The organism is Streptomyces sp. NPDC004031, assembly GCF_053604375.1.
Map to the genome: position 1 here is coordinate 12,094 of NZ_JBSGHL010000035.1, position 12,247 is coordinate 24,340.

At 75.0% G+C, this 12,247-nt stretch carries 11 protein-coding genes; 7 read left to right on the top strand and 4 right to left on the bottom strand.

What is annotated here, in order from left to right; all coding sequences use genetic code 11:
- Positions 1–15 precede the first annotated feature (15 nt).
- A complete protein-coding gene (mraZ, locus tag ACWERV_RS22190; RefSeq protein WP_452935605.1) occupies positions 16–465 on the bottom strand; it encodes a division/cell wall cluster transcriptional repressor MraZ in 450 nt (149 codons plus the stop codon).
- Positions 466–786: 321 nt separating this feature from the next.
- Here mraZ and ACWERV_RS22195 point away from each other — a divergent pair, with 321 nt between their 5' ends.
- The 4 genes from ACWERV_RS22195 to ACWERV_RS22210 all read left to right on the top strand — a co-directional run bounded on the left by ACWERV_RS22195 (position 787) and on the right by ACWERV_RS22210 (position 6,336).
- Positions 787–1,350 carry a beta-class carbonic anhydrase gene (locus tag ACWERV_RS22195; protein WP_398191230.1) on the top strand — a complete coding sequence of 188 codons (564 nt, stop codon included), beginning with the start codon at positions 787–789 and terminating at the stop codon, positions 1,348–1,350.
- Positions 1,351–1,502: 152 nt separating this feature from the next.
- Positions 1,503–2,510 (top strand): AAA family ATPase, encoded by a 1,008-nt coding sequence (locus ACWERV_RS22200; RefSeq protein WP_398191227.1) that lies wholly within the window; start codon positions 1,503–1,505, stop codon positions 2,508–2,510.
- On the top strand, positions 2,510–3,919 hold the full coding sequence (locus ACWERV_RS22205) for a DUF58 domain-containing protein (RefSeq protein WP_398191224.1): 1,410 nt from the start codon (positions 2,510–2,512) through the stop codon (positions 3,917–3,919). The genes ACWERV_RS22200 and ACWERV_RS22205 overlap by 1 nt, the downstream gene beginning before the upstream one ends.
- Positions 3,916–6,336, top strand: a complete 2,421-nt coding sequence (locus ACWERV_RS22210; RefSeq protein ID WP_452935608.1) for a transglutaminase TgpA family protein — start codon at positions 3,916–3,918, stop codon at positions 6,334–6,336. The genes ACWERV_RS22205 and ACWERV_RS22210 overlap by 4 nt, the downstream gene beginning before the upstream one ends.
- Before the next feature lie 386 nt (positions 6,337–6,722).
- On the opposite strand, the gene ACWERV_RS22215 is transcribed toward ACWERV_RS22210, so the two are convergent.
- The 3 genes from ACWERV_RS22215 to ACWERV_RS22225 all read right to left on the bottom strand — a co-directional run bounded on the left by ACWERV_RS22215 (position 6,723) and on the right by ACWERV_RS22225 (position 8,762).
- Positions 6,723–7,142 (bottom strand): DUF3040 domain-containing protein, encoded by a 420-nt coding sequence (locus ACWERV_RS22215; RefSeq protein WP_452935611.1) that lies wholly within the window; start codon positions 7,140–7,142, stop codon positions 6,723–6,725.
- A 245-nt stretch (positions 7,143–7,387) separates the two neighbouring features.
- Complete coding sequence (locus ACWERV_RS22220) at positions 7,388–8,158, bottom strand: methyltransferase (RefSeq protein WP_398191216.1); 771 nt, start codon at positions 8,156–8,158, stop codon at positions 7,388–7,390.
- 121 nt (positions 8,159–8,279) lie between these two features.
- Positions 8,280–8,762, bottom strand: coding sequence for an SAV_6107 family HEPN domain-containing protein (locus ACWERV_RS22225; protein WP_452935613.1), 483 nt, complete (start codon positions 8,760–8,762; stop codon positions 8,280–8,282).
- Between the two features lie 166 nt (positions 8,763–8,928).
- Here ACWERV_RS22225 and ACWERV_RS22230 point away from each other — a divergent pair, with 166 nt between their 5' ends.
- The 3 genes from ACWERV_RS22230 (at position 8,929) to ACWERV_RS22240 (ending at position 12,070) form a co-directional block, all read left to right on the top strand.
- A complete protein-coding gene (locus tag ACWERV_RS22230) occupies positions 8,929–9,555 on the top strand; it encodes a TetR/AcrR family transcriptional regulator (protein WP_398191210.1) in 627 nt (208 codons plus the stop codon).
- A 357-nt stretch (positions 9,556–9,912) separates the two neighbouring features.
- The gene (locus ACWERV_RS22235; RefSeq protein ID WP_452935616.1) at positions 9,913–10,518 is read left to right on the top strand and encodes a DUF4126 domain-containing protein; all 606 of its coding nucleotides are present in this window, start codon (positions 9,913–9,915) and stop codon (positions 10,516–10,518) included.
- A 28-nt stretch (positions 10,519–10,546) separates the two neighbouring features.
- Positions 10,547–12,070 (top strand): phytoene desaturase family protein, encoded by a 1,524-nt coding sequence (locus ACWERV_RS22240; protein WP_452935619.1) that lies wholly within the window; start codon positions 10,547–10,549, stop codon positions 12,068–12,070.
- Positions 12,071–12,247 lie beyond the last annotated feature (177 nt).

The following is a 12,247-nucleotide window of genomic DNA, read 5'->3' on the forward strand; positions in this document are numbered from 1 at the left end:
AGGGCTGGGCCGCGCTCACAGTAATCCGGGCGGAACCTCCTGTGACAGAGCCGAAAAGGTGTCTTCCTGCGCCGCCAGGTACTCCGCCCACGCGGTGGCGGACCAGATCTCCACCCGGCTGTTGGCGCCGATGACCGCGCAGTCGCGCTCCAGCCCCGCGTACTCGCGCAGCGGCTGCGGCACGGTCACCCGGCCCTGCCGGTCGGGGACCTCGTCGTGCGCGCCGGCGAACAGCAGCCGCTGGTAGTCGCGCGCGGTCTTGGACGTCAGGGCCGTCAGCGGCGCGGCGGCGAGCTGCGCGGTGGCGGCGCGGAAGCCCTCCAGGGGCCAAACGCACAGGCAGCGCTCCTGCCCGCGGGTGATGACGAGGCCGTCGGCGAGGGGTTCGCGGAAGCGGGCGGGCAGCACCAGGCGGTGCTTGTCGTCCAGCCGTGGGGTGTACGTCCCGAGGAACATCGGGACCATCGCACCTCCCGCAGACGCCGCCGTGCGGCCGTGCGTCCCGCGCTTCCGATGTCCGCGGCGGCCGCCGGCCCCGTACCGGCCGCCTCGGCGTCCGACGACGTCCGGGGCAGCCCTCCAAGCACCACTTCGCTCCACTTTACTCCACCATGCCCCACGGTCAACGGTGGCCGGGCGCGGGCGCGTCACCCTGTCGAGCGATCCCCGCACGCACCGCACAACCCGTGTGGGTTACGTCACACACCGCTGGAATGGCTGCATATTCGGCTGATTCGTACGAACCCAGGAGGGGTGCGGACGGGGTCCGGGCCTTACCGTCGAGGCATGTCGATATCTCCTGGATCTTCCGGACCCTCCGCATCCCACGGCCCGGCCGCCGGCTCGGCCTCCGCCACCGCCTCGGTCACCGACCGGCTCGTCCAGGCCAACACGGATTACGCCGCCGCCTTCACCGACCCCGGCATGGACGCCCGCCCGGTGCTCCAGGTGGCTGTGGTGGCGTGCATGGACGCCCGTCTCGACCTGCACAAGGCGCTCGGTCTCGCACTGGGCGACTGTCACACCATCCGCAACGCCGGGGGCGTCGTCACCGACGACACCATCCGCTCGCTGGCCATCAGCCAGCGCGCCCTCGGCACCCGCTCCGTGGTGCTGATCCACCACACCGGCTGCGGCATGGAGACCATCACCGAGGACTTCCGCACCGAACTGGAGGCCGAGGTCGGCCAGCGTCCGACCTGGTCGGTGGAGGCGTTCACCGACGCCGACCAGGACGTGCGGCAGTCGATGGCGCGGGTGCGGACCTCACCGTTCCTGCCGCACACCGACGACGTGCGGGGCTTCGTCTTCGACGTGCACACGGGCCGGCTGCGGGAAATCACGAATTAATAACGGCAGGCGAGTGACGAGGGCTGCCGCGTAAGGGAAGAATGCAACAGTGCGGTTCCGTCCCGCCGTTCGGACGGCGGGGCGGCGCGCACGATGGGGAGGGCCGGTCCAGGGATGACCGTGTCCCGCGGAACATGGCCTAGGAGCACCGGGTGACCACCTTTGACGCACGCGCAAGCCTCAGCGACCTGAGCACGACGGCCGACCGGGTACGCCGCAGCGTGGAGCACGTGATCGAGGGCAAGCCGGAGGTCGTGAGGATCGCGCTGACCGTCCTGCTCGCCGAGGGGCATCTGCTCATCGAGGACGTGCCGGGTGTCGGCAAGACCATGCTGTCCAAGGCCCTGGCCCGCTCCATCGACTGCTCGGTGCGGCGCATCCAGTTCACCCCGGACCTGCTGCCGTCCGACATCACCGGCGTGAGCGTCTTCGACCAGCAGCAGCGCGACTTCGAGTTCAAGCCCGGCGCGATCTTCGCCCAGATCGTGGTCGGCGACGAGATCAACCGCGCCTCGCCCAAGACCCAGTCCGCGCTGCTGGAGTCGATGGAGGAGGGCCAGGTCACCGTCGACGGCACCTCCTACGAACTGCCCAGCCCCTTCATGGTCATCGCCACCCAGAACCCGGTGGAGATGGAGGGCACCTACCCGCTCCCCGAGGCGCAGCGCGACCGCTTCATGGCCCGAGTCTCGGTCGGCTACCCCAGCCCCGAGGCCGAGCTGAAGATGCTGGACGTGCACGGCGGTGTCTCGCCGCTCGACGACCTCCAGCCGGTCGCGCACGCGCACGAGATCGTCAAGCTCGTCGAGGCCGTCCGCCAGGTGCACGTCGCCGACCCGGTGCGCCGCTACGCGGTGGCGCTCGTCGGCGCCACCCGCGAGCACCCGGACCTGCGGCTCGGCGCCTCACCGCGCGCCACGCTGCACCTCGTCCGCGCGGCGCGGGCCTCCGCGGCCCTGGACGGGCGGGAGTTCGTGCTGCCCGACGACGTGCAGGCGCTGGCCGCGCCGGTGCTCGCGCACCGGCTGCTGCCGACCGCGCAGGCGCAGCTGAACCGGCGCACCCCCGAACAGGTCGTCGCCGAGATCCTGCAGCGCGTCCCGGTGCCCGACCCGTCGGCGGGCCGCCGTCCCGGCATGCCGGGTGCCCGGGGGCTGTGATGGCCTCCCAGGTCCCCGCGGCGCCGCCCGCGCCACCGGCCCAGCCGCCGCGCACCGGCGGCTTCCGCACCGCGCTCGGCGGGCTCACCACCCGCGGCCGCTCCTTCGTGGCCGCGGGTGTCGCCGCCGCGATATGCGCCTACGTGCTCGGCCAGCCCGACCTGCTGCGGGTCGGGCTGCTGCTCGCGGTGCTGCCGCTGGTGTGCGTCGCGGTGCTCTACCGCACCCGCTACCGGGTGGCCGGCAGCCGCCGGCTGTCGCCGTCCCGGGTGCCCGCGATGTCCGAGGCGCGGGTGCACCTGCGCGTCGACAACGTCTCCCGCGTCCCCACCGGGCTGCTGATGCTCCAGGACCGGGTGCCGTACGTCCTGGGCCCGCGCCCGCGCTTCGTCCTGGACCGGGTCGAGCCCGGCGGGCACCGCGAGGTGTCCTACCGGGTGCGCTCCGACCTGCGCGGCCGCTACCCGCTGGGCCCGCTCCAGCTGCGGCTGAGCGACCCGTTCGGGATGTGCGAGCTGACCCGCTCCTTCAGCGCGTACGACACCCTCACCGTGGTGCCCAAGGTCGAGCCGCTGCCGCCGGTCCGGCTCACCGGCCAGGCCAACGGCTACGGCGAGAGCCGCACCCGGGCGCTGGCCTTCGCCGGTGAGGACGACGTCATCCCGCGCGGCTACCGGCACGGCGACGACCTGCGCCGGGTGCACTGGCGCTCCACCGCCCGCTACGGCGAGCTGATGGTGCGCCGCGAGGAGCAGCCGCACCGGGCCCGCTGCACCGTGCTGCTCGACACCCGCGAGTGGGCCTACTTCGGTTCCGGCCCCGACTCGGCCTTCGAGTGGGCGGTGTCGGCCGCCGCGTCGGTGTCCACCCACATGCTGGAGCGCGGCTACGCGGTCCGGCTGCTCACCGACACCGGCACCAGCGTCCCCGGCCCCGAGGGCACCGGCGGCTTCGCGGGCGACTCCTCGGACATGGCGGGCGTCCTGCTGGACACCCTCGCGGTGGTCGGCCACTCCGACGGCCGGACGCTGTCGGCCGCCTACGAGGCGCTGCGCACGGCGAGCGAGGGCCTCATCGTGGCCCTGCTGGGCGACATGGACGAGGAGCACGCGACGAGCGTGGCCCGGCTGCGGCAGCGCGCCGGCGGCGCGGTCGCCTTCGTCCTGGACAGCGACGACTGGGTGGCCACCGACGCCACCGGCCGGATGGTTGCGGTGACCGACGCCACCGCTGTGCCGCAGGCCCCGGAGGGGACGCGGGCCGCGGTGCGGCTGCTGCGCGAGGCGGGCTGGACGGTCGTGGAGGTCAGGGCGGGCGACTCGCTGCCGGAGCTGTGGCAGCAGGCGGACCGCTACCGGTCGGGGGAGAACGCCCCCGGGCCGCAGCACGAGGCGGGGGCGACACGATGAGCGGACGCGCACGGCTGACGATCTTCGCCGCGCTGGCGTCACTGATGGCGGCGTCGGCGCTGCTGCCGCTGGCCAGCCCGCGCGGCTGGTTCGTGAAGGCCGCCTTCTGCGTCGCCTTCCAGGCCGCGGTCGGCGCCGGGGCCCGCCGGATCCCGCTGGCCAGACCGCTGACGGTACTGGCGCAGGCGGTGGTGTCGCTGATCGTGCTGACGGTCATGTTCACCCCGCACCAGGCGCTCGGCGGCGTCCTGCCCGGACCGCAGGCCTTCCAGCAGTTCGGCCAGCTGGTGCAGGACGGCATGACCGACGTCACCAACTTCGCGATCCCCGCGCCCGTCACCCCCGGTATCAAGTTCCTGCTGGTTGGCGGCGTGCTGGTGATCGCGCTCGCGGTCGACGCCATCGCGGTCACGTACAACAGCGCGGCCCCGGCCGGGCTGCCGCTGCTGGCCCTCTACGCGGTCGCCGCGGGTCTGGAGGACGGCAGCAGCCAGTGGGTGTACTTCCTGGTCGCCTCCATGGGCTACCTGCTCCTGCTCCTCGCCGAGGGCCGCGACCGGCTCTCCCGCTGGGGCCGGGTCTTCGGCGGCGCACCGCGGCCGGGCTCCTGGTCCGGACCGGCGGGCACGGCGGGCGGCGGCGCGCCGCTCGCCCCGGTGCGCACCGGGCGACGGATCGGCGTGATGGCACTGGGCATCGCGCTGGTGCTCCCGGCGGCCCTGCCCTCGCTGGGCAGCGGTGTGCTGGACGGCACCGGCGGAGGCGGTGGCGGCGACGGGCTCGGCACGGGCAACGGCACCTCCACCTCGGTGCGGCCCGAGGTCGCGCTCCAGGACTACCTCAACCAGCCCGACAACCGCGAGGTGATGACCTACCGCACCAACTCCGGCGACGCCCAGGGCATGTACCTGCGGATCGTCGCCCTCGACCGCTTCGACGGCACGAGCTGGTCGGCGTCCAAGGACGAGAAGCTCGAGATCCCCGACCCGCTGCCCGCCCCGCAGGGCCTCGCCTCCGACGTCCCCTCCACCACCGTCGACACCACGGTGACGGTGGACCAGAACTACGCGCAGGGCTGGCTGCCCATGCCCTACCCGGCCACCCGGGTACAGGCCGAGGGCAACTGGCGGTACGAACCCGAGGGCCGGATGGTCATCGGCGAGGACCGGCAGACCACCGCGGGCATCCGCTACCAGGTCTCCAGCCTCCAGGTGGACCCCACCGCCGCGCAGCTGGAGGCCGCGCCCCCGGCCACCGGGGACATCGCCGACCACTACGAGCAGGTGCCCGGCTCGCTGCCGAAGATCGTCGCGCAGACCGCCGAGCAGGTCACGCGGGGCGCGACCGACGACTACCAGCGGGCGCTGGACCTCCAGGAGTACTTCACCTCCGGGCAGTTCGTCTACGACACCCAGGCGAAGTCCGGCACCGGCGTCGACGCCATCGCGCGCTTCCTCCAGACCAAGAAGGGCTTCTGCATCCACTTCGCCTTCACCATGGCGGCGATGGCCCGCACCCTGCACATCCCGGCGCGCGTCGCCGTCGGCTTCACCCCCGGCTCGATGACCGCCAACGGCTCCATGTCGGTCGGCATCAAGGACGCCCACGCCTGGCCCGAGCTGTACTTCGAGGGCATCGGCTGGACCCGCTTCGAGCCCACCCCCTACCGCGGCACCGTGCCCGACTACACGCTGCCGACCAGCCCCAGCAACGGCGGCGAGACCGCCGACCCCGGGCAGCACGGCCAGGGCAACACCGCTCAGCCGCAGCCGACCGCCTCCACCGAGTGCGCCGACCACACCGGCTCCGGCGCGAGCTGCGCCCCCGCGGCCGCCGCCGGCAGCGGCGGCTCGGGCGGCAGCTCCGACGCCTTCCGCTACGCCGGGCTCGCCCTGCTCGTCCTGCTGCTGCTCGCCGTGCCGACGCTGCCGATGCTGTGGCGCGGCCGGCTGCGCGCCCGGCGCCTCGGCGGCGGCCGCGAGACCCGGGAGGAGTACGGCGGGCCCGTCCTCGCCGCCTGGCACGAGGTGCTCGACACCGGGTGGGACTACGGCATCGCGCCGGACGAGTCCGAGACACCCCGCCGGGCGATGGCCCGGCTCGTCACCGAGGGCGGACTGAGCGGCTCCGCTGCGGAGGGCGCGACCCGGCTGGCCACCGCGGTGGAGCGGACCCTGTACGCGCCGCAGGCGCCGCCCGCCGCCGGGCTCGCCGCGGACGTCCACGCGGTACGGGCCGGGCTGCACGCGGCGGCCGGGCGGGGCGGGCGCTTCCGGGCGCGCTTCCTGCCGCGCTCCTTCGCACGCGTCCTGTGGCGAGCCTCCGCGCACAGCGCGGCCCTCTCCGCCCGCGTCTCCGCGACGGCCGACCGTCTGACGGCCCCCATCCGCCGCCGCTTGCCCCGCGGGGCGGGCTGAGGTTCCGCGCTGCGGCGCGGGGCGAGGTTTCGCGCTGCCGTGCCGGGTACGCCAGGGGCGCGGGGCGAGCGTCTCGCGTTGCCGCGCCGGGCGAGCGTTTTTAGGGGCGCGTGGGGGCACCTCCCAGGCGGAGCCTGGGGGAGAACTGCGCGCTCAGCCCCCACCGGGGCGCGGGTCGTCACCGACCCAAAGGGTCTCTTCGGTCCGATCCGGACCACCGGCCGGTGGGGGCGGGCCGCGCAGTTCCCCGCGCCCCTTCAGGGCGCCCTGCGGCGCAACCGCACCCCCGAAAACGCTCGCCCGGCGGCGCCGGGAGCGGCCCCACTCAGCGAAAAGCCCCGCCGGGGATTGCGGGCCCGGCGGGGCGGAAGTCAGATCGCGGGGGGCTAGCGCTGGCCGCCCTGCTGTTCGTCGCGGCGGCGCTGCCACCGCTCCTCGATGCGGTCCATGACCGTACCGCGACGCGGCTCGCGCCGCCCGAGGCGGCCTCGGCGGCCGCCGGGGCCGAGCGGCGGCGGGGGCTGGTCCAGTGGCCTGGCCGCCTTGCGCCAGCCGGTCACCGCGAGCACCGCGAAGACCAGCATCACGACGAAGCCGGCCACACCGAGCACGGTCTGCTTGGCGATCATGCCGCCCATGAGAAGCGCGACGCCGACCAGGAAGCCCGCGACCGACAGGTACACGCGGCGCCGGGTGAAGGTGCGCAGCCCGGTACCTTCGAGCGCCGACGCGAACTTCGGATCTTCGGCGTACAGCGCTCGCTCCATCTGCTCGAGCATGCGCTGCTCGTGCTCCGAGAGCGGCACGGAGACCTCCTCTTCGACGGCCGCGGAAGCGACCGGTCCGACCCTTTCAGGATAGGCAGGGAATCGCGCCCGTGACACCCGCCCCTGTGCGCCAATCCGACGGGTCCTTCATTCCCCGTCCGCTGCCGCGTCATGCCAGCATACGGTGAGGAAACGCGCCATGGGCGGGGCTGTGACCGACTCCCGGTGTGCCGTCCCGCACCCGGTGGCGGGCCGGGCCCCTTGGGGGCGCCGGGCGGGGACCGTCAGGCGCGCTCGGCGAGGACGTGCAGCTGGGTCGCGACGGCGTGGAAGCCGGGGTCCTCGGCCGCGGCGAGCTCCAGCCGCAGCAGCGCCTCGACGGCGCCCGGCTCGGTGTCGACGAGCACGCCGGGGACGAGGTCGGCGAAGATCCGCACTCCGTGCACGGAGGCGGTGCGCAGCCCGGCGTCGGTGACCAGCCGGGCCAGCTCCTGGGCGGTGAAGCGGCGGGGCAGGGAGTCGCCGTCGCCCCAGCGGCCGTCCGGGTCGCCGAGGGCGTGCTGGGCCTCGGCGAAGTGCCCGGCGAGCGCGCGCGCCAGGACGGCCCCGCCGCGGCCGGCGGCGAGCAGGCTGAGCGCGCCGCCGGGGCGCACCGCGGCGGCGACGTGGCGGACGCCCTCGGCCGGGTCGTCGACGTATTCGAGCACTCCGTGGCACAGGACCATGTCGTAGCCGTCGGGGGTGACGACGTCGGGCAGGCCCTGGGCGTCGCCCTGGACGCCGCTGACCCGGTCGGTGACGCCCGCTTCCGCGGCGCGCCGCTCCAGCGCGAACAGCGCGTCGGGGCTCGGGTCGACGACGGTGACCCGGTGGCCGAGGCGGGCCACCGGCACCGCGAAGTTGCCCGTGCCGCCGCCGGTGTCCAGGACGTCCAGGACGGGGCTGTCCGCGGCCTTGGCGCGCCGGTCGAGCGCCTCGCGCAGCACCTCCCAGACCACGGCGGTGCGCAGGGCGGCTCGGGGGCGCATCGGGTCCACCCCTGCTTGACGGGACATGGCGGACGGCTCCTTGCGGCGCGGGCGACGGTGGCGTTGGCGGCCCAGGCGACGTTGGCGATCTAGGCCTGCGCCCCCCACTGTAGGCCCTGCCCGCCGCCTGTCGCGGGCCGCGCGCTGGTCACTCCGCCATGGGCGGCGCCGGTGATCCGACGGGCGGGGCGGAGCCGTCCAGCGCGGGGCGCAGCAGCAGCATGCGCTCCACCAGGCGCAGGAACATCGTCACGGCACGGACCAGGTCGTCGGCCTCGCGCGGTCCGGCCGCGGTGGCTATGCCGGCCTCGGCGCGGGCCCTGCGGTCGGCGCCGGCGGCGAAGAGGGCGCTCCACTCGGACAGCTCGGGGGCGATCTCCGGGAGCACCTCCCACACGCTGCGGATCCGGCGGCGGCGGCGCGGGCTGTCCTCGGGGCGGCCGCGGGCGGCGAGCACCGCGGCGGCGGTGCGCAGGGCGGCGAGGTGGGCGGTGGCGTACCGCTCGTGGGGGGCGTCGAGCCCGGCGGCCTCGGTGAGGCCGAGGTGGGCCTGGGTGAGGAGGTCGAGTGCTGCGGGTGATGCGGTGGCGCGACGCAGCACAGGGTGGACGTCGCTGACCGGAAGTGCCATGGCGAGCCTCACTTTCTCCGTACGTGTGTCCGTACGCCCCATAGTGGGGCCCACCACTGACAATGCGTGTTGACCTGCGGATATCGCCGCCCGCGGGCCGATTTTTAGGGGTGTTTCCGGCAAGATCGCCCCACGCCGCCCCCACCGCTGAGGGCAGAATCGGGCCATGACCACCGCACGACGCCAGGCCACCCGCCGCAAGCTCTACGCGGCGGCCGTCACGCTCATCGCCGAGCAGGGCTTCTCCGCCACGACGGTCGACGAGATCGCCGAGCGCGCGGGAGTGGCGAAGGGCACCGTCTACTACAACTTCGCGAGCAAGAACGACCTGTTCGAAGAGCTGCTGCGGGACGGCGTGGAGCGGCTGCGGGACGCGCTGCGGCAGGCGGCGTCGGCGGCGCGGGCACACGGCGGCAGCGGGGTGGACGCGCTGGACGCGATGATCCTCGCCGGGCTGACCTTCATCGTCCGCCACCCGTCCTTCACGCAGCTGTACGTGGCCGAGCTGTGGCGCACCAACAGGGCCTGGCAGGACACGCTGACGCTGGTGCGCACCGAGGCGGTGTCGGTCGTCGAGGAGGTGCTGGCCGCGGCGGTCGCGGACGGCGAGCTGAGCGACGAGATCGACGTGCCGCTCACGGCGTCCGCGCTGTTCGGCATGGTGCTGGTGGCGGCGCTGGACTGGCAGGCCTTCCAGCCCGAGCGCAGCGTCGAGGACGTGCACGCGGCGCTGTCGCGGCTGTTGCAGGGCCGGGTCGGCGGCGTGCTGGGCGGGCCGTCCCGCCGTTCGTGACGTCCGCCGGGCCCGCGGACGCGGGGCCCGCGTCCGCGCGGTGCACTGTCCCGGCCCGGTCCGGTCCCCCCGGTGCGGACCGGGCCGGGGCAGCGCCCCCCATGACAACCCCCGTTGCCGGCGGGCTCCCGTTCCTACCGCCGCCCCGTGTCGGCGGTGTGTCCGGGGTGCCTGCCCGCGCACCACTCTTCCGGTTCGCGCGGTCCGCGCCATCCGTACGGATACTCATACGCGCGCCTAGGTAGCCGTACTCAGATCCGCCGCAGGCGCGCCGCGGACCGGGACTTTTCCGTCGTCGCGGGCCGGTTCCGGCCAACTCCGGGCGGGCGGCCGGCCGGTCTGGCTACAGTCCCGGTCATGTCCGCACTTCCGCTGATCTTCACCAGCGGCTGGGCGAGCGGGATCAACGCCTATGCCGTGGTCCTGCTGCTCGGCCTGATGGGTGCCACCGGGGCCACCGACGAGGTGCCGCTGTCGCTGCAGCGCACCGATGTGCTGGTGGTCGCCGCCCTGCTGTTCCTGTGCGAGGCGGTGGCGGACAAGATTCCGTACCTGGACACGGTGTGGGACGTGGTGCACACCGTGATCCGGCCGGTCGCGGGCGCGGTGGTGGCCGCGCTCCTGGCGGGGCACGACGGTTCGCTGCCGCAGCTGGCGGCGGCCGCGGTGGGCGGGTCGACGGCGCTGCTGACGCATCTGGTCAAGACCGGCACCCGGATGGCGATCAACACCTCGCCGGAGCCGGTGAGCAACATCGTGCTGAGCCTGACCGAGGACCTGGGCGTCGCGGCCCTGGTGGTCTTCGCCCTCTTCCACCCGGTGGCGGCGGCGCTCCTGGCGGCCGTCCTGCTGGCCGCGGGCGTCGCCACGGTGATCTTCCTCTTCTCCCGCATCCGGCGCTACTGGCGGCGCCGCAAGGAGCTGCGGGCGGCCCGCCGCAACGGGACCCCGGCTCCGGCCTGAGCGCACACCCGCCGCTACAGTCCACGGCATGGCACGGATTGCGGTGATCGGCGCGGGTATGGCGTCACTGGCGGCGGCGGCACGGCTGGCGGTCGGCGGCCACCGGGTGGTGGTGCTGGAGCGCACCGGCGGCTACGGCGGCGCGGTGGGGCGGCTGGCGCGCGAGGGTTTCGCCTTCGACACCGGGCCCGGCCTGCTGACGCTGCCCGCGGTCTACCGCGACCTGTTCGTCAAGACCGGCAAGGCCGCGCTGGAGGACGTCGTGGGCCTGGCCGAGGTGGATCCGGCGGCCCGTCATGTCTTCGCCGACGGCACGGAGGTGACGCTGCCGAACGCCTCGCGGTCGGGCACCGTCGCGGCGCTGGACGCCGTCTGCGGGCCGGGCAGCGGCGAACGCTGGGCCGACCTGCTGGTCCGGGGGCGCGAGACGTGGGAGGTGATGCGGCGGCCGATGCTGGAGGAGGCGCTGCCGGCCGACCCGCAGGTCTTCGCGCGCGACCCGTATCCGGTGCTCAGGCGCGGTTTCGGGCCGGGCCGGGGCAAGCCGTCGCTGGCCCGGGTCGCCGCCGCCGAGCTGCGCGACCCGCGGCTGGTGGCGCTGCTGGAGAGCCATCTGCTGGCGCAGGGTGTCGATCCGCGCGAGGGCCCGGCCTCCGCGGCGGTGCTGCCCTACCTGGAGGCGACCTTCGGCGTCTGGTACGTCCGCGGGGGGCTGCGGGCGCTGGCCGACGCGGTGTACGAGCGCTGCCGCGAGCGGCGGGTGGAATTCCGCTTCGACGCGTCCGTGGCCGGGCTGCTCGTCGCGGACGGGCGCGCGGCCGGGGTGCGGCTGGCCGACGGGAGCGAGGTGCCGGCCGACATCGTGGTGGCCGGGGCGCCGCTGCCCGCACTGGCAGCCGCGGGCGGTGCGGCGGGCACACCGTGGCCCTTCACCGGGCCGCGCGGCGAGTCCGGGCGTTTCTCCGTCCACCTGGCGCTGCGCGGCTCGCGCCCGCAAGGGTGCGCGCACCGCACAGTGGTGCACGCGGCGGACCGCAAGGGCGCGCTGGACTGGCTCTTCGCCCGCCGCCCCGCGCCGCTGCCGGCTCCCGGCGCCCTGACCGTGACCGTGCTGCGGCCCGACGACCCGGCGACCCGGCCGGACGGCGGGCACGAGGCGGTGACGCTGACCGCGCCGGTGCCCGTGCACGGTGCGCCGGGCGCGCCGCGGGCGATGGACTGGAACGCGCCGGGGGCCGCGGACGGCTTCGCGGAGCTGCTGGTGGGCGCCGCCGAGGCCGCCGTGCCGGGGCTGCGCGCGCGCGAGCTGTGGCGGGAGGTGCGCACCCCGGCGGACGTCGAGCGGGAGACCGGCGCCGCGGGCGGGGCGGTGCCGGGGCCGTCGCTGGCCGGGGCGGGCGGGATGCTGCTGCGGGCGGCGAACCGGGCTCCGCTGCCGGGTTTGTACGCGGTCGGCGGCTGGGCGCATCCGGGCGGCGGGCTGCCGCACGCGGGCATGTCGGCGGCGATCACCGCGGATCTGGTGGCGGGCGGGCCGGGCGGCAGCCGCTGACCGGCGGGGCCGCGGGTGCCGCGGACGCGTCGCGGCGCGGGCTGCCGACGGCGTGGCATCTGACCGCTCCGCAAGATCGTTAATCGGGTGGTCGCCCGAATTCAACTGATCGAGGGGTTGTGGCCGTAGGCCTCCCGGCGCGACGGGCTGATCACTTAGCGTGATCACAGGCTCTGT

Bases quoted from the DNA above. Each gene is read 5' to 3' on its own strand.
- ACWERV_RS22220 (WP_398191216.1), bottom strand. From the start codon at position 8,158: ATGTCCCGTCAAGCAGGGGTGGACCCGATGCGCCCCCGAGCCGCCCTG.
- ACWERV_RS22210 (WP_452935608.1), top strand. From the start codon at position 3,916: ATGAGCGGACGCGCACGGCTGACGATCTTCGCCGCGCTGGCGTCACTG.
- ACWERV_RS22195 (WP_398191230.1), top strand. From the start codon at position 787: ATGTCGATATCTCCTGGATCTTCCGGACCCTCCGCATCCCACGGCCCG.
- ACWERV_RS22240 (WP_452935619.1), top strand. From the start codon at position 10,547: ATGGCACGGATTGCGGTGATCGGCGCGGGTATGGCGTCACTGGCGGCG.
- ACWERV_RS22225 (WP_452935613.1), bottom strand. From the start codon at position 8,762: ATGGCACTTCCGGTCAGCGACGTCCACCCTGTGCTGCGTCGCGCCACC.
- ACWERV_RS22230 (WP_398191210.1), top strand. From the start codon at position 8,929: ATGACCACCGCACGACGCCAGGCCACCCGCCGCAAGCTCTACGCGGCG.
- mraZ (WP_452935605.1), bottom strand. From the start codon at position 465: ATGGTCCCGATGTTCCTCGGGACGTACACCCCACGGCTGGACGACAAG.
- ACWERV_RS22235 (WP_452935616.1), top strand. From the start codon at position 9,913: ATGTCCGCACTTCCGCTGATCTTCACCAGCGGCTGGGCGAGCGGGATC.
- ACWERV_RS22205 (WP_398191224.1), top strand. From the start codon at position 2,510: ATGGCCTCCCAGGTCCCCGCGGCGCCGCCCGCGCCACCGGCCCAGCCG.